The organism is Kitasatospora sp. NPDC049258, assembly GCF_040678895.1.
GTDB lineage: Bacteria > Actinomycetota > Actinomycetes > Streptomycetales > Streptomycetaceae > Kitasatospora.
On record NZ_JBFAQT010000003.1, the window covers coordinates 181,202 to 199,145 of the forward strand.

19 protein-coding genes are annotated in these 17,944 nt (G+C 73.7%); 12 read left to right on the forward strand and 7 right to left on the reverse strand.

Features of this window, described 5'->3' with window-relative positions; translation table 11 throughout:
- Positions 1-63 precede the first annotated feature (63 nt).
- The 3 genes from AB0K43_RS04190 to coaA all read right to left on the reverse strand — a co-directional run bounded on the left by AB0K43_RS04190 (position 64) and on the right by coaA (position 3,765).
- The gene (locus AB0K43_RS04190) at positions 64-1,239 is read right to left on the reverse strand and encodes a glycosyl hydrolase (RefSeq protein ID WP_363635538.1); all 1,176 of its coding nucleotides are present in this window, start codon (positions 1,237-1,239) and stop codon (positions 64-66) included.
- Positions 1,232-2,551: a glycosyltransferase family 2 protein gene (locus AB0K43_RS04195; RefSeq protein WP_363635540.1), complete on the reverse strand. Its 1,320-nt coding sequence runs from the start codon at positions 2,549-2,551 to the stop codon at positions 1,232-1,234. Before AB0K43_RS04195 ends, AB0K43_RS04190 begins: the two co-directional genes overlap by 8 nt.
- 221 nt (positions 2,552-2,772) lie before the next feature.
- Complete coding sequence (coaA, locus tag AB0K43_RS04200) at positions 2,773-3,765, reverse strand: type I pantothenate kinase (RefSeq protein WP_363635542.1); 993 nt, start codon at positions 3,763-3,765, stop codon at positions 2,773-2,775.
- Positions 3,766-3,865: 100 nt separating this feature from the next.
- Here coaA and glmS point away from each other — a divergent pair, with 100 nt between their 5' ends.
- Positions 3,866-5,722 (forward strand): glutamine--fructose-6-phosphate transaminase (isomerizing), encoded by a 1,857-nt coding sequence (gene glmS / locus AB0K43_RS04205; protein WP_363635544.1) that lies wholly within the window; start codon positions 3,866-3,868, stop codon positions 5,720-5,722.
- Between the two features lie 21 nt (positions 5,723-5,743).
- Here the strand turns inward: glmS and AB0K43_RS04210 are convergent, their stop codons facing one another.
- Positions 5,744-6,301, reverse strand: coding sequence for a Uma2 family endonuclease (locus AB0K43_RS04210; RefSeq protein ID WP_363635546.1), 558 nt, complete (start codon positions 6,299-6,301; stop codon positions 5,744-5,746).
- Positions 6,302-6,441: 140 nt separating this feature from the next.
- On the opposite strand from AB0K43_RS04210, the gene AB0K43_RS04215 reads away from it, so the two are divergent.
- The 6 genes from AB0K43_RS04215 (at position 6,442) to AB0K43_RS04240 (ending at position 11,795) form a co-directional block, all read left to right on the forward strand.
- Positions 6,442-6,810, forward strand: coding sequence for a holo-ACP synthase (locus AB0K43_RS04215; protein ID WP_363635548.1), 369 nt, complete (start codon positions 6,442-6,444; stop codon positions 6,808-6,810).
- 18 nt (positions 6,811-6,828) lie between these two features.
- Positions 6,829-8,283, forward strand: coding sequence for an NAD(P)H-hydrate dehydratase (locus AB0K43_RS04220; protein WP_363635550.1), 1,455 nt, complete (start codon positions 6,829-6,831; stop codon positions 8,281-8,283).
- A gap of 102 nt (positions 8,284-8,385) precedes the next feature.
- Positions 8,386-9,570 carry an alanine racemase gene (alr, locus tag AB0K43_RS04225; protein ID WP_363635552.1) on the forward strand — a complete coding sequence of 395 codons (1,185 nt, stop codon included), beginning with the start codon at positions 8,386-8,388 and terminating at the stop codon, positions 9,568-9,570.
- On the forward strand, positions 9,567-10,922 hold the full coding sequence (locus AB0K43_RS04230; protein ID WP_363635554.1) for an alpha/beta hydrolase: 1,356 nt from the start codon (positions 9,567-9,569) through the stop codon (positions 10,920-10,922). Before alr ends, AB0K43_RS04230 begins: the two co-directional genes overlap by 4 nt.
- 90 nt (positions 10,923-11,012) lie before the next feature.
- Positions 11,013-11,513, forward strand: coding sequence for a tRNA (adenosine(37)-N6)-threonylcarbamoyltransferase complex ATPase subunit type 1 TsaE (gene tsaE / locus AB0K43_RS04235; protein ID WP_363635556.1), 501 nt, complete (start codon positions 11,013-11,015; stop codon positions 11,511-11,513).
- A gap of 105 nt (positions 11,514-11,618) precedes the next feature.
- A complete protein-coding gene (locus AB0K43_RS04240) occupies positions 11,619-11,795 on the forward strand; it encodes a hypothetical protein (protein ID WP_363635558.1) in 177 nt (58 codons plus the stop codon).
- A 67-nt stretch (positions 11,796-11,862) separates the two neighbouring features.
- On the opposite strand, the gene AB0K43_RS04245 is transcribed toward AB0K43_RS04240, so the two are convergent.
- A complete protein-coding gene (locus AB0K43_RS04245) occupies positions 11,863-12,474 on the reverse strand; it encodes a hypothetical protein (RefSeq protein ID WP_363635560.1) in 612 nt (203 codons plus the stop codon).
- 147 nt (positions 12,475-12,621) lie between these two features.
- On the opposite strand from AB0K43_RS04245, the gene tsaB reads away from it, so the two are divergent.
- Genes tsaB through AB0K43_RS04270 form a run of 5 tightly spaced genes read left to right on the forward strand, consistent with a single transcriptional unit; the run spans position 12,622 to position 16,074 of the window.
- Entirely contained in the window at positions 12,622-13,275 is a 654-nt protein-coding gene (tsaB, locus tag AB0K43_RS04250; RefSeq protein WP_363635562.1) for a tRNA (adenosine(37)-N6)-threonylcarbamoyltransferase complex dimerization subunit type 1 TsaB, read from the forward strand.
- Positions 13,276-13,298: 23 nt separating this feature from the next.
- Positions 13,299-13,817: a ribosomal protein S18-alanine N-acetyltransferase gene (gene rimI, locus AB0K43_RS04255; protein ID WP_363635790.1), complete on the forward strand. Its 519-nt coding sequence runs from the start codon at positions 13,299-13,301 to the stop codon at positions 13,815-13,817.
- Positions 13,810-14,901, forward strand: a complete 1,092-nt coding sequence (gene tsaD / locus AB0K43_RS04260) for a tRNA (adenosine(37)-N6)-threonylcarbamoyltransferase complex transferase subunit TsaD (protein WP_363635564.1) — start codon at positions 13,810-13,812, stop codon at positions 14,899-14,901. Before rimI ends, tsaD begins: the two co-directional genes overlap by 8 nt.
- Positions 14,898-15,158, forward strand: coding sequence for a hypothetical protein (locus AB0K43_RS04265; protein WP_363635566.1), 261 nt, complete (start codon positions 14,898-14,900; stop codon positions 15,156-15,158). The genes tsaD and AB0K43_RS04265 overlap by 4 nt, the downstream gene beginning before the upstream one ends.
- A 40-nt stretch (positions 15,159-15,198) precedes the next feature.
- Positions 15,199-16,074, forward strand: a complete 876-nt coding sequence (locus AB0K43_RS04270; protein WP_363635568.1) for a polysaccharide deacetylase family protein — start codon at positions 15,199-15,201, stop codon at positions 16,072-16,074.
- Here AB0K43_RS04270 and AB0K43_RS04275 read toward each other — a convergent pair.
- Positions 16,056-17,228 (reverse strand): class I SAM-dependent methyltransferase, encoded by a 1,173-nt coding sequence (locus AB0K43_RS04275; RefSeq protein WP_363635570.1) that lies wholly within the window; start codon positions 17,226-17,228, stop codon positions 16,056-16,058. The two genes, AB0K43_RS04270 and AB0K43_RS04275, sit on opposite strands and share 19 nt — an antisense overlap.
- 77 nt (positions 17,229-17,305) lie before the next feature.
- Positions 17,306-17,731, reverse strand: coding sequence for a hypothetical protein (locus tag AB0K43_RS04280; RefSeq protein WP_363635572.1), 426 nt, complete (start codon positions 17,729-17,731; stop codon positions 17,306-17,308).
- Between the last annotated feature and the right edge of the window lie 213 nt (positions 17,732-17,944).

Sequence of the window (17,944 nt, forward strand, 5' to 3'; positions counted from 1 at the left end):
CCGACGACTCGGCCGGGCCCTCGCGCGGCGCGGGGCCCGGCCGAGTCGTGTGCGGTGCGGCCCTCAGCCCAGGCCGTCGGCCAGCTTGAGCTTGCGGATCCCGTCGGCGAAGGCCTGCTGGGCCGCGGGGGTCTCGTCGAAGCGCCAGTCGGCCTTGCCGCCCTGGTCGGTGTCGCGCTGGAACCAGATGAAGCCCAGGACGTCGGGCTGCCGGCCGAGCCAGTCCAGGAAGTCCGTGGTCCAGTCGGCCTTCAGCGAGGGGCTCGGCTCGCGCCCGGTCTCCGTGATCAGCATCGGCTTCTTGGTGATCCCGCGCAGCACGGCGATGGTCGGCCCGAAGGTCTGCTCCGCCTTGCTCTCGGTCTTGGTGCCGTAGCCGACCATCCCGATCCAGTCGACGTAGTCGTCGCCCGGGTAGAGCTGGGCGATGTCGACGTTGGGCACCGGGCGGAGGATGTTCGGGCTCCACACCCAGATCACGTTGTCGGCGCCGGCCTGACTGAAGAGGTCGTGCACGTGGCGCCAGGCCTGGACGTACTCGCCCTTCTTGTTGCCGTTCTCCTGCTCCGACCAGGGGTACCAGGTGCCGTTCATCTCGTGCGCGAACCGGATCGCGACCGGCCACTTCTGGTCGGCCACCGCCTTGGCGAAGCGCTCCAGGTACTCGTCGTGCGAACCGTTGATGATGCTCGCCAGGCTGTACCCGGGCTGGTCGGTGTGACCGGCCTCCTCGCCCTCCCAGGGCTCCCAGGCGAGCACCGGCAGCGTGCCGTGGTCGTAGGCCTTGCTGACGGCCTTGGGGTCGAAGTCGGCGTTCCAGCGGACGAAGTACTCCGCCATGGTCGGCCGGACACCGGCGTGGTCGGCGACCGCGCCCAGCTCCGAGGCGGACCAGGGCGCCTCCACCGTGCTGACCCCGAAGTACTTGCCGTCGGGAGCACTGAAGACCGACTTGTCCGGCACCTGCGGGGGCGCCGGTGCCAGCAGTTCACGGATGCCGGGCACGCCGGCCGGGCGGCCGAGGCCCAGGTACCGCGGGCCGCGGGCCTCGGTGCCGAGCGCGGCGAGCACCCCGTAGGACAGCGCGCCCAGCAGCAGGATGTTGACCGCCATCCAGATCCGCAGCCGGATGCCGCTGCCGCGCGACCACCAGTGCAGCTTCTTGCGGTGCCGGCGGGCGACCGTCTGCTGGTCCTGCGCCCGTTCCTCGTTCAGTTGCTTCTGGATCGTGTCAGACACTCATCATCACCGCGCCGATCAGCATCGCGCTGCCCAGTAGATAGGGGATGACAACCTTCGGGCTGCGTGCTCGCTCGCCCGCGAAGCTGTCCTTACGGGTGCCCCAGGAGGCGTTGTGGCCCATCCGGAAGAAGCCGAGCAGGCGCACCGGCAGGAGGATGCAGGTGTTGATCACCATGAAGACCGGCAGATAGATCAAGTCCTGTGCCCGGTAGGCGAAGTGACGCCCGAACCGGACCGCGACCGACAGCAGTGACATCACCGCTGCCAGGACCAGCACCAGGGCGACCGCCTTCCACTGCGTGACCGGCAGCGGCAGGTCGGAGTACAGGCTCGGCCCGGTGCGGTGCCAGAGCGCCACGCCCCAGGAGGCGAAGCTGCCCAGCAGCACGAACGGGACGGCTATGTCGACGCTGTAGAAGAGCGCCAGCATCTTGGCCCGGCGCAGCATCCAGGGGAGCATCCGCAGGGTGTTGTACTGCGAGCCGCGGGCCCAGCGGTACTGCTGCTTGGCGAGCTTGCGCAGCTCCAGCGGGGCGTCGGTGTAGACCAGCGAGGTGGCCTGGTAGACGGTCTTGTAGCCCTGCTTGAGGGTGTAGTTGGTGAGCGTCCGGTCGTCGCTCACCTCCAGGAAGACACCGAGGAACTTCTCGCCGAGGAAGTCCTCCATGCAGTCCAGCAGGATCTGCCGGCGGAAGGCGATGGTGCGGCCCGGCAGGCAGCCGACCGTACCGAGCACGCTCATCGCGGGCAGTGAGTACTGGCAGCGGACACTCTCCAGCCAGTCGGCCCACCGGGTGAGGATCGACCGCCCCGGGTCGAGGATGCGCTGACGGGTGGTCACCCCGCCGACCTCGGCGTCACGGAAGGGCTTGACCAGTTCCGACAGCGTGGTCGGGGTCCACATGGTGTCCGAGTCGACCAGCACGGCGATGTCGCCGGTGCAGACCTCGAGGCCGACCCGCAGGGCGTTGCGCTTGCCCGGGGTCTCGGTCCACACCCAGAAGACGCCGAGTTGGTCGCAGACCGACTCCAGCACCTCGTTGCGCTTGCCGTTGATCACCACCACCATTTCGGTGGGCTGTTGGTCGATGATCCGGTCAAGCACGGTGTGGAAGAGGTCGACCGGCTCGTCCACGACCGGAATGATGACGGAGGTCGTGGCGGCGTGCGGGCGTACCCACGGCTTGTAACGCCGGGCGAGCGCCAGCCGGACGAACCAGAGCGCCCAGATGGCGGCCATGAACGCGGCGAAGGGGTAGATGGCACCGACCGTCCACCATTGCCTGATTTCCAGCAAGAAGGCGAGCATCTGGGGTAGTCCGTAGTCCGTTTCATCTCTGGCGTGCGGCGCGCAAGCCCGACGATGATATGGCCTGCTGAGATGGTGGCGAGTCCGGCATTTCCGGCATAGCGGATATGCCGACCGTCCCCGCCGACTATCGGAACCGAGTCGTGATGCCGATCCGGCAATCACTCCCCTTTTTCATTCCTTTACCCCCCCTTGGACGAAAGTCGGGTTTCCGGAAGTCGTCAGAGCTTGCGCAGCAGGGCGCGGCGGACCTTGTGGTCGGCGCCCTTCTGGAGCACCAGGGTGGCCCGGCCGCGGGTGGGCAGCACGTTCTCCACCAGGTTGGGCCGGTTGATGGTGCGCCAGACCTGGCGGCCGTAGTCCATCGCCTCCTCCTCCGGCACCTCGGTGAACCGGCGGAAGTAGGAGTTGGGGTCCTGGAAGGCGGTGTCGCGCAGCTTCTTGAAGCGCGACAGGTACCAGCTCTCGATGTCGTCGGTGCGGGCGTCGACGTAGATCGAGAAGTCGAAGTAGTCGGCGACCGCCAGGCGGGTGCGGCCGTCGGTGCCGGGCAGTGCCGGCTGGAGGACGTTCAGGCCCTCGACGATCAGGATGTCCGGGCGCTCCACGGTGAGGCGCTCGTCGGGCACGATGTCGTAGACCAGGTGCGAGTAGACCGGTGCGGAGACGCGCTCCTTGCCGGCCTTCACGTCCGCCACGAAGCGCATCAGCGCGCGCCGGTCGTACGACTCGGGGAAGCCCTTACGGGCCATCAGGCCGCGCCGGCGCAGCTCCGCGTTGGGCAGCAGGAAGCCGTCGGTGGTGACCAGTTCGACCCGCGGGTGCTCGGGCCAGCGGGCCAGCAGGGCCTTCAGCAGTCGGGCGGTGGTGGACTTGCCGACCGCCACCGAGCCGGCCACGCCGATCACGAACGGGGTCCTGACCCGCTCGGTGTCGGCGACGTCCAGGAAGGTGCCGACCGCGCCGCGCAGTTCGTGGGTGGCGTGGATGTAGAGGTTGAGCAGCCGGGACAGCGGCAGGTAGACGTCCCTGACCTCGTCCAGGTCGAGCGCGGTGCCCAGACCGCGGAGCCGCTCGACCTCCTCGGCGGTCAGCGGCAGCGGCGTCCGCTCGCGCAGGGCGCTCCACTCCGCCCGGTCCAGGTCGACGTACGGCGACGGCGTGGGCGTGGCGGGAGCGCCCCGGGTACAGAGTTCGGTCAGCACGTGCTCCATTGTGGGCCGTGCCGGGCCGGGCGGGTGCTGTGGTGTCGGTCACCCGTCGGGACGGCCACCGTGAACCGATGGGAACGGATGCCCGCATATGCTGGCGCACATGTGCGGAATTGTTGGATATGTGGGCCCCCAGCAGGCCCTGGACGTAGTGATCGCAGGTCTGCAGCGGCTGGAGTACCGCGGGTACGACTCGGCCGGTGTGGCGGTGCAGACGCAGGGCTCCGACGGGCAGTGGAGCCTTGTCACGGACAAGCGGGCGGGCAAGCTCGTCAATCTCCAGAAGTCGCTGGCCGAGACCCCTCTCGCGGCCGGCACCACGGGCATCGGCCACACCCGCTGGGCCACCCACGGCGGCCCGACGGACGCCAATGCCCACCCCCACCTGGACGACGCCGAGCGGGTCGCGGTGGTCCACAACGGGATCATCGAGAACTTCGCGCAGCTGCGCGCGGCGATCGCCGAGCGCGGCCACACGCTGCGCTCGGAGACCGACACCGAGGTGGTCGCCCACCTGCTCGCGGAGGCCTACGACGGCGACCTGGCCGAGGCCATGCGGGCGGTCTGCCGCCAGCTCGACGGTGCCTTCACCCTGGTCGCGGTGCACGCGGACGCCCCCGACGTGGTGGTCGGCGCCCGGCGCAACTCGCCGCTGGTGGTCGGGCGCGGCGAGGGCGAGAACTTCCTCGCCTCGGACGTCGCGGCGTTCATCGCGCACACCCGTGAGGCGATCGAGCTGGGCCAGGACCAGGTGGTCGAGCTGCGGCACGGGGCGGTGACCGTCACCAACTTCGACGGCACCCCGGCCGAGGTCCGCGAGTACCACGTGGACTGGGACGCCTCGGCCGCCGAGAAGGGCGGCTACGACTACTTCATGCTCAAGGAGATCGCCGAGCAGCCGAAGGCCGTCGCCGACACCCTGCTCGGCCGGATCGGCACCGACGGCCGGCTCCACCTGGACGAGCTGCGGATCCCCGACCAGGTGCTGCGCGAGGTCGACAAGGTCGTCATCGTGGCCTGCGGCACCGCCTTCCACGCCGGCATGATCGCCAAGTACGCGATCGAGCACTGGACCCGCATCCCCTGCGAGGTCGAGGTCGCCTCCGAGTTCCGCTACCGGGACCCGATCCTGGACGACCGGACCCTGGTGATCGCCATCTCGCAGTCCGGCGAGACCATGGACACCCTGATGGCGCTGCGGCACGCCCGCGAGCAGGGCGCCAAGGTGCTGGCGATCTGCAACACCAACGGCTCGACCATCCCGCGCGAGTCCGACGCGGTGCTCTACACCCACGCCGGCCCCGAGGTCGCGGTCGCCTCCACCAAGGCGTTCCTGACCCAGCTGGTGGCCTGCTACCTGGTCGCGCTGTACCTGGGCCAGGTGCGCGGCACCAAGTGGGGCGACGAGATCTCCGCGGTCATCCAGGAGCTCTCGGACGCGCCGAAGCAGGTCGAGCAGGTCCTGGAGACCATGGAGCCGGTGCGCGCGCTGGCCCGGTCGCTGGCCGACGCCAAGTCGGTGCTCTTCCTCGGCCGCCACGTCGGCTTCCCGGTCGCCCTGGAGGGCGCGCTCAAGCTCAAGGAGCTGGCGTACATGCACGCCGAGGGCTTCGCGGCCGGCGAGCTCAAGCACGGGCCGATCGCGCTGATCGAGGAGGGGCTGCCGGTCGTGGTGGTCGTGCCCTCGCCGCGCGGGCGGTCGATCCTGCACGACAAGATCGTCTCCAACATCCAGGAGATCCGGGCCCGCGGTGCGCGCACCATCGTGATCGCGGAGGAGGGCGACGAGGCGGTCGTCCCGTACGCCGACCACCTGATCCGCATCCCGGTCACCCCGGTGCTGCTCCAGCCGCTGGTCTCGACGGTGCCGCTGCAGGTCTTCGCCTGCGAGCTGGCCACCGCCAAGGGCCACGAGGTGGACCAGCCGCGCAACCTGGCGAAGTCCGTCACGGTCGAGTAGCGGGCGGCGGCGCCCCTGCGGTCACCGCAGGGGCGCCGTGTCCAGCGCGAACGAGAACGGCGCCGGCAGGTCGAGCGGCTTGCCGTACGGGACCTGGATGTGGGCGGTGTAGTCCCCGTCAGCCGGGTCCGTGAAGAGCGTGGCGTGCCCCTCGTCGCGGTCGATCAGCAGGTAGCAGGGGATGTCGGCACAGGCGTACCCGAGGCGCTTGGCCTCGCGGTCCTTGCCGGGGTTGGTCGAGGTGATCTCGAAGACCAGCAGCACCCCGGAGGGATCGGCCCAGGAATCCGTGGACTCGAAGTGCCCCACCGGACTGATGGTGCCGCCCGGGATGAACCGCCCCTTGGGTGTGACCAGGCCCTTGGTGCCCGCGAGATCCAGGTCGATCCCGGCCTGGCGCATGAACTGCCGGTTGAGCAGGGCGAACGCGGTCTCGTGAGATCCGTCCGGCGGTGGGGTCACGACGATCTCCCCTTCGATCAGCTCGGCCTTGAAGCCGGCCGGGGTGTCCAGCTCCAGGAACGTCCGGAGGAGGTCGTCCCCGGACAGCGGGTGCTCGACGGCTGGCATGGCGACCATGGCCCTTATCCCTCCTGCCGGGGGTTGCCGCGCAACACGGTAGGTGCACGGACCGGGGCAGGCGGGGGATCGGAGGGGTTCTCACCCGAAAGTGTGCCGTAAGGTCCGGGCCACGGGCGGTTGCGACGGAGGAGTTCAGCGTGATCATCGGCGTCGGGATCGACGTGGCGGCCATCGACCGGTTCGAGGCCTCCCTGGAGCGCACGCCCCAGCTGGCGGAGCGGCTGTTCACCGAGGCCGAACTGCTGCTCCCCTCGGGGCAGCGGCGCGGCGGCGCCTCGCTGGCGGCCCGGTTCGCGGCCAAGGAGGCGCTGGCCAAGGCGCTCGGTGCGCCGGCGGGCCTGCGCTGGACCGACGCCGAGGTGCACACCGAGCCGTCCGGGCGGCCGGTGCTGCGGGTCACCGGGACGGTCGCGGCGCGGGCGGCCGCGCTGGGCGTCCGGTCGTGGCACGTGTCGCTCAGTCATGACGCGGGCGTAGCGTCGGCGGTGGTGATCGCCGAAGGCTGAGCCCCGGGAGGCAGCGAGATGCGCCACGCACACACCGTCGAGCAGGTCCGAGCGGCCGAGGCCGAACTGATGGCCCGGCTGCCGGCGGGCACCCTGATGCAGCGGGCCGCCACCGGCCTCGCGGTGACCTGCGCGGGCCTGCTGCCCCGGGTCTACGGCAGCCGGGTGCTGGTCCTGGCCGGCAGCGGGGACAACGGCGGCGACGCGCTGTACGCGGGCGCCCGGCTGGCCCGGCGCGGGGCGCGGGTGCGCGCCGTCCTGCTGTCGCCGCAGCGGGTGCACGCGCACGCGCTGGCCGCACTGCGGGCCGCCGGGGGAGGGGTGACGCAGGACCGGACCGAGTTCGAGCGGGCCGACCTGGTGCTGGACGGCATCGTCGGGATCGGCGGCCGCGGCGGGCTGCGGCCCGAGGCGCAGCCGTACGCGGGGATGGCCCGGCGCGGGCCGGTGGTCGCGGTGGACGTGCCGAGCGGGGTGGACGCGGACACCGGCGAGGTCGCCGGCGTCGCGCTGCGGGCCGACGTCACGGTCTGCTTCGGCACCCACAAGCCCGGGCTGCTGGTCGATCCGGGGGCCTCCTACGCGGGCGTGGTGCGGCTGGTGGAGATCGGGCTGACCCTGCCCCGGGCGCCGGTGACGGCGCTTCAGCACGCCGACCTGGCGGCGCTGCTCCCGCACCCCGGCGCCGAGAGCGACAAGTACCGGCGCGGGGTGGTCGGCATCGCGGCCGGCTCGGCCCGCTACCCCGGGGCGGCGCTGCTGGCGGTGGCCGGCGCGCTGCGCGGCGGCGCGGGCGCGGTGCGCTACGCCGGGACGGCGGCCGAGGAGGTGGTGCGGCGGTTCCCCGAGGCGCTGGTCACCGGCGGCGGACCGGCCGGCGCCGGGCGGGTGCAGGCCTGGGTGGTGGGACCGGGCGGCGGGCACGGCGCGGGGGAGGCGTTGGCCCAGGCGCTGGCCACCGGCGTCCCCGTGCTGGTGGACGCCGACGCGCTGACCGAGCTCGCCGGGCTGGGGCCGGCCGCGCTGGCCGGGCGGACGGCGCCGGTGCTGCTGACCCCGCACACCGGCGAGGCGGCGCGGCTGCTCGCCGGGCTGGACGGCGGGGCGCCGCCCTCGGCGGAGAGCCTCGGGGCGGCCCGGCTGGCGACCGCCCGGCGGCTGGCGGCCGGGTACGGCGCGACCGTGCTGCTGAAGGGCTCGACCACGGTGGTCGCCGACGGCTCGGCCGCGGTCCGGGTCAATCCGACCGGCACGCCCTGGCTGGCCACGGCCGGCAGCGGGGACGTGCTTTCGGGGCTGGCCGGGTCGCTGCTGGCGAGCGGGCTCTCCCCGCTCGACGCGGCGTCCGGCGCGGCGTACCTGCACGGCCTGGCCGGGCGGCGGGCGGCCCGGGACGGCGCACCGGTCACCGCGATGGAGGTGGCGGGGGCGCTGCGGGGCGCCTGGCGGGCGGTCCGCCGGGACGCCGGCTGACGGGAACCCGCACCGGCCCCGGCCGCGTCCTCGCAGGTCTGGCGCCATGTCCCCGCGGGCCGTTCACGGGGCACCGGCGGCGGTCTGGGAGACTGATACGCGATGACAACTGCGAACACCACCGGTACGGCCGTCCTCGCGCAGGGCGCGCGGGCCGAGGCGACCATCGATCTGGGTGCCCTGCGGGGCAACCTGGACGCGCTGCGCGCCCGGACCGCCGGCCCCGCGCTGATGGCCGTGGTCAAGGCGGACGCCTACGGCCACGGCGCGGTGCGCTGTGCCCGGGAGGCCGTCGCGGCCGGTGTCGGCTGGCTCGGTACGGCGATGCCCGAGGAGGCGCTGGCGCTGCGCGCCGCCGGGATCGGGCCGGAGCAGGCCCGGATCCTGTGCTGGCTGTGGACGCCCGGCGGCCCCTGGCAGCAGGCGCTGCGCGCCCAGGTCGACATCTCGGTCAGCGCGCAGTGGGCCCTGGAGGAGCTGCTGGCGGCCGTCCGGGAGACCGGGGTGCCGGGCCGGGTGCACCTGAAGGCCGACACGGGTCTGGGCCGCAACGGCTGCCAGCCGCACGACTGGCCGGACCTGGTGGCCGCCGCGCTGCGGGCGCAGGCCGGGGGTCTGATCGAGGTGGTCGGCCTGTGGTCGCACCTCGCGGCCGCCGACGAGCCCGGCCACCCCTCCGTCCAGGCCCAGCTGGACTCCTTCGAGGCCGCCCTGGCGTACGCCGAGCGGGCGGGGGTGCGCCCCGAGGTGCGGCACCTGGCCAACTCGCCGGCCACCCTGCTGCTGCCGGACTCGTACTACGACCTGGTCCGCACCGGCCTGGCGATGTACGGGCTGTCGCCGGTGCCCGAGGTGGGCACCCCGGCCGACTTCGGGCTGCGCCCGGTGATGTCGCTGACCGCCCGGCTGGCGCTGGTGAAGACCGTCCCCGGCGGGCACGGCGTCAGTTACGGCCACCACTACACGACCTCCGGCCCGACCACCCTGGGCCTGGTGCCGGTCGGGTACGCGGACGGCATCCCGCGGCACGCCAGCGGCACCGGGCCGGTGCTGATCGGCGGCAAGTGGCGGACGGTCGCCGGCCGGGTGGCGATGGACCAGTTCGTGGTCGACCTCGGCGGGGACACCCCCGCGGTCGGCGAGGAAGTAGTGCTGTTCGGCACCGGCGAGCACGGCGAGCCGACCGCCGAGGACTGGGGCCGGGCCTGCGGCACCCTCTCGTACGAGATCATCACCCGGATCGGCGCCCGGGTACCGCGCCGCTACGTGGGTAGCACCACTTCATGACCGAGCCCGGCGCGAGCAGCAACCCGGTGGCCGCGGTGGCCAAGGCCGCCGGATCGGCCTCGGCCGGGGTGAGCCGGGCCGGACTGATCGGCATCTCGCTGGGCGTGGTGGCGGCCGGGGCGGCCGCCGGCGTGGCGGTGGAGCGCCTGACGGTCGGCCGCTCGATGCGCCGCCGGGCCCGCGAGGAGCTGGACGCGGCCGCGCCGTTCGGCTCGCTGCGCGGCCGGCCCCGCACCGTCCCCGCACCGGACGGCACCGAGCTGTACGTGGAGCTGGACGGCGCCGGCTGGCCGGAGCCGGTCCAGGTGCTCCCCGAGGAGAGCCCGACGGCGCGGCGCGGCTGGTTCGCCCGGCGGCGCGGCGAGGGGCCGGTGGACCGCACGGGCCTGCCGGGCCTGCTGGCCGGCTCCGGCGCGCTGGTGCGGGCGGGCAGCCGCAAGAGCTTCGGCCTGCCGCCCGGCCCGGCCGCCCCGCCGCTCACCGTGGTCTTCTGCCACGGCTACTGCCTCAGCCAGGACAGCTGGCACTTCCAGCGGTCGGTGCTCCGCGAGGACCTCCGGCTGGTCTTCTGGGACCAGCGCAGCCACGGCCGCTCCGAGCGCTCCCGCTCGTACCTGGCCGGCGAGAGCGCCTCGATCGACCAGCTCGGCGCCGACCTCAAGGCGGTGCTGGACGCGGTGGTGCCGCAGGGCCCCATCGTGCTGGTCGGTCACTCGATGGGCGGAATGACCGTGATGGCCCTCGCCGAGCAGCACCCCGAGCTGTTCCGGGAGCGGGTGGCCGGGGTCGCTCTGGTCGGCACCCTGGCGGGCGACTGGGACTCGGTGACCTTCGGGCTGCCGCTGGTCGGGGCCCGGCTGATGCGCCGGGTCGCGCCCGGGGTGGTGCGGCTGCTGGGCCGCCAGGTCGAGCTGGTGGAGGCCACCCGGCGCTTCGGCGCGGACGTGGCCGGCGTGTTCTACCGCCGGTTCTCCTTCGGCACCAAGGACGTGGACCCGTCGGTGGCCCGGTTCGCCGAGCAGTTGCTGGACGCGACCCCGATCGACGTGGTCGCCGAGTTCTACCCGGCCTTCTCGGCGCACGAGAAGACGGCCGCCCTGGCCGCCCTCGACGGCATCCCCACCCTGGTGCTGGCCGGCACCAAGGACCTGCTCACCCCGCCCGAGCACAGCGAGGCGATCGCCGCGGCGCTGCCCGGCGCGGAGCTGGTGCTCGTCCCGGACGCCGGCCACCTGGTGATGCTGGAGCGCCCCGAGGTGGTCGACCGGGAGCTCGCCGCGCTGCTGGGCCGGGCCACGGACTTCGCGCACGCGGCGCCGCTGCCGGAGGGCGTCCGGAGCCTGCTGGACTGAGCGGTGCGTGGCACCGCCGCGCGGTGTGGCACCGTAGCGGGAGCCGCCGTCGAAGGGCGGCGCACCCGGACGAGAGGCATCGCACGCGCCATGGGCACCCAGACCACCGTCACCGTCGCCACCCCCGAGCGGATGAACCGGCTCGGGCGGGAGCTGGCCGGCCTGCTGAGGCCCGGCGACCTGGTCCTGCTGTCGGGCGAGCTGGGCGCCGGCAAGACCACCCTGACTCGCGGGCTGGGCGCCGGCCTGGGGGTGCGCGGGGCGGTCACCTCGCCGACCTTCGTGATCGCGCGGGTGCACCCCTCGCTGGTCGGCGGCCCGGCGCTGGTGCACGTGGACGCCTACCGGCTGGGCGGCGGGCTGGACGAGATGGAGGACCTCGACCTGGACGTCTCGCTGCCGGAGTCGGTGGTGGTGGTCGAGTGGGGCGAGGGCAAGGTCGAGGACCTCTCGGAGAACCGGCTGGAGCTGCGGATCGATCGCGCCCTGGGCGCGAGCGCCACCGAGGACAGCGATCCGCGCCTGGTCACCCTCACGGGGCTCGGCACCCGCTGGGACGGGGTCGACCTCGCCCGGCTGGGTGAGGAGTAGCGGAGTTTCCCGACAGGCTGTCGGCAAGGTGTTGCGGCCGGGCCGCCGGGCGTGATGGGATGGATGCGCTGTGGTTAGGTATGCCTAACTAGGGAGCCTCCCGCCATGACGAGCACCACCCCCGCCGCCGCGGAGCCCGTGCCCACGGCCGTGTCCATGAGCACCCTGCTGGCAGCCTGCGCGGCCGCCGCCGCGGTCTCCACGCCGCCCGAGCGGCAGCCCGCCGAGGAGGAGCTCCGCCGCCCCGAGGCACCGGAGCTGGAGCGGCCGCGGGCCGCCTGAGCCACGGCCGGCGCGGGGCACCGGCCGACCCGGGCCGCTGACCCGGGCCGCTGACCCGGTCAGCCGCTCAGGGGACGACGACCACGGTGGTGCCGGTCGGCGCGAAGTCCCACAGCAACTGGCCGTCGGCCCGGCTGGAGCGGATGCCGCCGGTCTTGGCGTTCGGGTCGGCGGACGCCGACGCGGCGGCCGAGGCATGGGCCGAGGGCGACGCACCGGCGGCGCCGCTCGGGGCCGGGGCCGGGTCGATCGCCGCACTGAAGCCGAAGACCGCGCCCTGCTGCGAGAAGCGCACCACGTGCTCGATCTTCCGGCCGTCGGTGCCGGTGCCGGCCGCGGTGCGGCTGTACACCGGATAGCTGCCCACCGGCGGCGAGACCGCGCCGGGTACCACCGCGAACGAGGCCGTCACCTGCGGGTTCTTCCGCGGGTCGACCAGCCAGACCTGCCGGGCGCCGAGCGAGTAGACCACCCGCAGCCCGGTGCCGGAGTTGGCGGGCAGCGGGGGCGCCGGGGGCGCGGTCGGCTGGGGCGAGGTCAGCGGCGCGACCGGCGGCACGAAACCGGCGGCGAGCGCGCGGTCCTGGGCGCCGCTCGCCTGGAAGGCGAGCAGGCCGACCGCAGCCATCGCCCCCAGGGTGAGGCCGGTGACCACCAATCCAGCACCCAGCTTCGCCACATCTGCTCCCACTGCTCGCCCGGGACCGGTACAGGGCCCATCGTGCCAGGTCCGCCCGGGCTTTTCGGATCGATCCGATCGCGTGTTCCCCGCCGCGGCGGACCTCGAACGGACGGGCCACCCGGTCGACCCTCTAACCTTGGACCCGTGCTGCTGCTTGCGTTCGACACCGCCACCCCCGCCGTCACGGCCGCCGTCCACGACGGCGGGACCGTCCTCGCCGAGTCGTACCAGGTGGACGCCCGGCGCCACGGCGAGCTGCTCCTCCCGACCATCGAGCAGGTGCTGCGCGCGGCGGGCGTGGACAAGCACCGGCTGACCCACCTCGCGGTCGGCGTCGGCCCCGGCCCGTACACCGGCCTGCGGGTCGGCCTGGTCACCGCCGCCGCGCTCGGCCACGCGCTCGGCCTGCCGGTGCACGGGGTCTGCACCCTGGACGCGATCGCCCACCAGGCCCGCGCCGAGGGGCTGACCGGCCCGTTCACGGTGGCCACCGACGCCCGGCGCAAGGAGGTCTACTGGGCCTCCTACGACGCGGACGGCGCCCGCCTGGCCGGCCCGTCGGTGGACCGCCCGGCCGAGCTCACCGCACCGGCGCAGGCCGTCGGAGCCGGCGCGCTGCTCTACCCGGACGCCTTCCCCGGCGCCCGCGGCCCCGAGCACGTCTCGGCCGGCGCGCTGGCCGACTTCGCCGTCACCGAGCTCGCGGCCGGCCGCGAGCTGCTGCCCAACGTGCCGCTCTACCTGCGCCGCCCGGACGCCCAGGTGCCGGCCGGGTACAAGGCGGTGCTCCCGGCGTGAGCACCGCCGTCAGCCTGCGGCCGATGCGCTGGTGGGACATCGAACCGGTGATGGCGCTGGAGCTGCGACTGTTCCCCGAGGACGCCTGGTCGCCCGCCATGTACTGGTCCGAGCTGGCCGAGGCGCACCCCGGCGGGACCAGGCACTACACCGTCGCCACCGCCGCAGACGGCGGCATCGTCGGCTACGCGGGCCTGATGGCGGTCGGCGTCGAGGGCGACGTCCAGACCATCGCGGTGGCGCCCGGCCACCAGGGCGCCGGCCTCGGGGCCGCGCTGCTCACCGATCTGGTGGAGGAGTCCGCCCGGCGCGGCTGCACCGAGCTGCTGCTGGAGGTCCGGGTGGACAACCTGCGCGCGCAGCAGCTGTACGAGCGCTTCGGCTTCCAGCCGGTCGGCGTTCGCCGCGGCTACTACCAGCCCGCCGACGTCGACGCGCTGGTGATGCGCCTCGACCACCCCGCGCACGAACCGAAGCACGAACCGAACAACGATCCGAATCACGAACCGAAGCACGATCCGAAGGACCCCGACCATGGCTGACGAACCGCTCGTCCTCGGCATCGAGACCTCCTGCGACGAGACCGGTGTCGGCATCGTCCGGGGCACCACCCTGCTCGCCGACGCGGTGGCCTCCAGCGTCAACGACCACGCCCGCTTCGGCGGCGTCGTCCCGGAGATCGCCAGCCGCGCGCACCTGGAGGCGATGGTCCCGACCATCCAGCGCGCGCTGGACACCGCCGGGGTGAAGGCCACCGACCTGGACGGCATCGCCGTCACCGCCGGCCCGGGCCTGGCCGGCGCCCTGCTGGTCGGCGTCAGCGCCGCCAAGGCGTACGCGTGGGCGCTGGACAAGCCGCTGTACGGGGTCAACCACCTGGCCTCGCACATCTGCGTGGACCAGCTGGAGCACGGCAGGCTGCCCGAGCCGACGATGGCGCTGCTGGTCTCCGGCGGCCACTCCTCGCTGCTGCTCAGCTCGGACATCACCACCGACGTCCGCCCGCTCGGCGCCACCATCGACGACGCGGCCGGCGAGGCCTTCGACAAGGTGGCCCGGGTGCTCGGCCTCGGCTTCCCGGGCGGCCCGGTGGTCGACCGCGCCGCCCGCGAGGGCGACCCGAAGGCGATCGCCTTCCCGCGGGGCCTGAGCAACGCCAACGACCCGGCCTACGACTTCTCCTTCTCCGGTCTGAAGACCGCCGTCGCCCGCTGGGTCGAGGCCCGCCGCCGGGCCGGCGAGGAGGTGCCGATCGCCGATGTCAGCGCCTCCTTCCAGGAGGCCGTCACCGACGTGCTCACCCGGAAGGCCGTACGGGCCTGCAAGGACAGCGGCGTCGACCACCTGATGATCGGCGGCGGCGTGGCCGCCAACTCCCGGCTGCGCGAGATGGCCCAGCAGCGCTGCGACAAGGCCGGCATCGTGCTCCGGGTGCCCCGCCCGGGCCTGTGCACCGACAACGGCGCGATGGTGGCCGCGCTCGGCTCCGAGATGGTCTGGCGCAACCGGGCGCCCTCCGCCTTCGACCTGTCGGCGGACTCCTCGCTGCCGGTCACCGAGGTCTCGGTGCCCGGCGCCGGGCACGGCGACGTCCACGCGCACGCCCACCAGGCCCTGACCAGGTGACCCTCGCTCAGATGTGGGAGGCCCGGGCGGCCGACGGCCGGGCCGCCGAGCTGGCGGCCTGGGTGCTGGCCGAGGCGCTGCCCGCGGTGCGCTGCGCGGCCGGGGTGGAGCGGGCCGAGCTGCTGACCGCGCCGGGCGACCGGGTGCTGCTGATCACCTGGTGGTCGGGCGAGCCGCGACCGGTGCCCGAGCCGCCGGCCGAACTGCTCGCCAGGCCGGTGCACCGATGGTCCTTCACCCGTCAACACGTCGAGTAGCGTTCATTCCTGAGAGTTCGCTGGACGACGGGGGAGCGCGGTGAAGAGGACGTACGGCCTGGCGGTGCTGGCGCTGTTGGCGGCCGTGAGCGGGTGCAGCTCAGGGGCGGGCCAGGGGGCGGCGAGCCTGTCGACACCCGGCACCGCCGGCTCCCCGGCCAAGGCTCCGGCGCCGTCCACCGCCGCCCCGACCGGCCAGGGCGCCGCACCGGGCGGTGCCGGCTGGGCCAAGTGGGGGCTGACCGCCCTGCCGCAGGCCCCGGCCGCGCCCGCCGACAAGCCGATCAAGCTGACCAGGACCGGCCCGGTGCCGGTCTTCAGCGAGGTGCCGACGCACGACAAGGTCGTCTTCGTCACCCTCGACGACGGGGCCGAGAAGGACCCGAAGTTCGTCGAGATGCTGACCGACCTGAAGGTCCCGGTCTCGATGTTCCTGACCCGCGACATCGTCAAGGACGACTACGGCTACTTCAAGCCGCTGCAGGCGCTGGGCAACCACATCCACAACCACACCGTGGACCACCCGGTGATGAGCAAGCTGGCCCCCGACAAGCTGCACAGCGAGGTCTGCGACGCGCAGTCCGCGCTCACCCAGCAGTACGGCACCGCCCCGCTGTTGTTCCGCCCGCCGTACGGCGACGGCGCCAACTCCGCCGCGCTCAACACCGCCGTCCAGCAGTGCGGGCCGCGCGGGATCGTGCTCTGGCGGGAGTCGATGCAGATCCACGACATGCAGTACCAGGCCACCGACAAGAAGCTCCGGCCCGGCGACATCATCCTGGCGCACTTCCGCGGCCCCAAGGACCTCAAGGGCGAGACCATGACCGCGATGTTCGGCGAGCTGCTGGCCCGGATCCAGGAGCAGGGCTTCGCGGTGGCCCGGCTGGAGGACTACGTTCAGCCGCCGACCGGCTGACCCAGCATCATCAGCGGGCCGTCGTCGGTCCGGCACAGGATCACCGTCAGCGAGTTCGGTCCGGCCGGCCGCAACTGCCGGCGCAGCTCGTCCGGGACCACCGACACCCCGCGCTTCTTGATCACCACGGTGCCGACGGCGCGCTCGCGCACCAGTGCCTTCAGCGCCTTCGGCTTGTACGGCAGCACGTCGGTCAGCTCGAAGGCGTGCGCGTACGGGGTCTCCACCAGCCGGTCGGCGGTCAGGTAGGCGATCATCGGGTGGATCAGCCGGCCGCCGATCAGCCCGGCCACCTCGGCCACCAGGTGGGCCCGGATCACGGCGCCGTCCGGCTCGTACAGGTAGCGCCCGACCGGGCCCGCCTCCGGGTCCGCCAGCCGGCCGCCGGCCAGGCTGTGGTCACCGGGCAGCAGGGTGGCCCGGTGCGGCTCGGCGGCCCCGGTGCCGAACCACAGCACCGCCTCCTTGACCTCGCCGTGGTCCGAGACCCACTCCGCCTCGGTGCCCTCGGGAACCAGCTCGTGCGGGATGCCCGGGGCCACCTTGAGCGCTCCGAACGGGGTGCGGCGGGCGGCCTCGATCGCCCAGGACAGCGGCGGCGAGTACGCCTGGGGGTCGAAGACCCGGCCGCGCTCGGTGCGCCGGGCCGGGTCGGTGAAGACCGCGTCGAAGCCCGTCACGTCGACCTCGGCCACGTCGGCGCAGCGCACCTCGACCAGCTCGGCCAGGCCCAGCGCGGCCGCGTTCGCCTCCGCCACCGCACAGGTCAGCGGCGAGCGGTCGACCGCCAGCACCGCGACCCCGGCCCGGGCCAGCGCGATCGCGTCCCCGCCGATCCCGCAGCACAGGTCCGCGAGCCGCCGCACGCCGAGCGCGGCGAACCGCCCGGCCCGCCACTCGGCCACGCTGCGCCGGGTGGCCTGCTCCACGCCGTCCGGGGTGAAGTACATGAGATCCGCGTCCGGGCCGAACTTCGCCCGGGCCCGCTGCCGCAGCCGGGCCTGCTCGAAGGCGGCCCGGACCAGCTCGGCCGGGTACTCCCGGCGCAGCCGGGTGGCCAGCGCGAGCTCCTCCGCCTGGGTGAACTCGCGCAGTTCGGTCAGCAGGGCCTGGCCCTGGTCGGTCAGCAGGGCCCGGAACGATTCGATCTCCACCGCCCCATTGTCGGCGATCAAGCCGGCCCGGGGCCCGTCCGGCTCCGTCCGGCCCCGGCCCGGCGGGCCCGGGCGGCTCAGCGCGCCAGGGTCGCCGCCAGCACCCCGGCCAGCAGGACGGCCTGGACGGCGGCCGCGCCCCGGCGCCGGTGCAGCGCGAGCACCAGCGCGCTCGACGCCAGCACGGCGGCGGTGGCCGCGGCGATCAGCAGCGGGGCGCGGCCGGAGTGCGAGCGGTGCACGACCGGCTCGCCGGAGGCCGGGTACGCCACCCAGGGGAACGGGTGGCCGGCCCTGGAGAGCAGCAGGAAGAGCGCCGCCAGGCCGGCCAGCCAGACGTCCAGCGCGAGCACCAGCAGACCGAGTGCCGGCCGGCCGCCGACGCCGTCGTCCGGCCCCGGGTGCGGTCGCGCGCGCCGCGGCGCAGGTCGGCCGGTGTTGTCCGACGCGGCGTCAGGTCCGTTGGCACCGGGGTGTGGTGGTATCGGCTGCGAGGCGGGCATCACCGCAGTCTGCCCGGCGGCGGGCCGCTCGTACATGAGTACCGGTACTCGGTCGGATTCGAACGCCAGGCCGCGCCATTGGCACTCTGGTTGACTGAGTGCTAACCGGCGCCTAAGGTCATTCCTGGCACTCTCCCCAGGGTGAGTGCTAACGCGATGGACCATGTCTGACCCCCGCGACGGCAGGCCTGCGGACATCGCCACCTACCTGTT

What these genes read in the sequence shown, in the direction of transcription:
- AB0K43_RS04195 (WP_363635540.1), bottom strand. Translation starts at nt 2,551, where the DNA reads ATGCTCGCCTTCTTGCTGGAAATCAGGCAATGGTGGACGGTCGGTGCC.
- coaA (WP_363635542.1), bottom strand. Translation starts at nt 3,765, where the DNA reads ATGGAGCACGTGCTGACCGAACTCTGTACCCGGGGCGCTCCCGCCACG.
- glmS (WP_363635544.1), top strand. Translation starts at nt 3,866, where the DNA reads ATGTGCGGAATTGTTGGATATGTGGGCCCCCAGCAGGCCCTGGACGTA.
- AB0K43_RS04210 (WP_363635546.1), bottom strand. Translation starts at nt 6,301, where the DNA reads ATGGTCGCCATGCCAGCCGTCGAGCACCCGCTGTCCGGGGACGACCTC.
- AB0K43_RS04220 (WP_363635550.1), top strand. Translation starts at nt 6,829, where the DNA reads ATGCGCCACGCACACACCGTCGAGCAGGTCCGAGCGGCCGAGGCCGAA.
- alr (WP_363635552.1), top strand. Translation starts at nt 8,386, where the DNA reads ATGACAACTGCGAACACCACCGGTACGGCCGTCCTCGCGCAGGGCGCG.
- AB0K43_RS04230 (WP_363635554.1), top strand. Translation starts at nt 9,567, where the DNA reads ATGACCGAGCCCGGCGCGAGCAGCAACCCGGTGGCCGCGGTGGCCAAG.
- tsaE (WP_363635556.1), top strand. Translation starts at nt 11,013, where the DNA reads ATGGGCACCCAGACCACCGTCACCGTCGCCACCCCCGAGCGGATGAAC.
- AB0K43_RS04240 (WP_363635558.1), top strand. Translation starts at nt 11,619, where the DNA reads ATGACGAGCACCACCCCCGCCGCCGCGGAGCCCGTGCCCACGGCCGTG.
- rimI (WP_363635790.1), top strand. Translation starts at nt 13,299, where the DNA reads ATGCGCTGGTGGGACATCGAACCGGTGATGGCGCTGGAGCTGCGACTG.
- tsaD (WP_363635564.1), top strand. Translation starts at nt 13,810, where the DNA reads ATGGCTGACGAACCGCTCGTCCTCGGCATCGAGACCTCCTGCGACGAG.
- AB0K43_RS04280 (WP_363635572.1), bottom strand. Translation starts at nt 17,731, where the DNA reads ATGCCCGCCTCGCAGCCGATACCACCACACCCCGGTGCCAACGGACCT.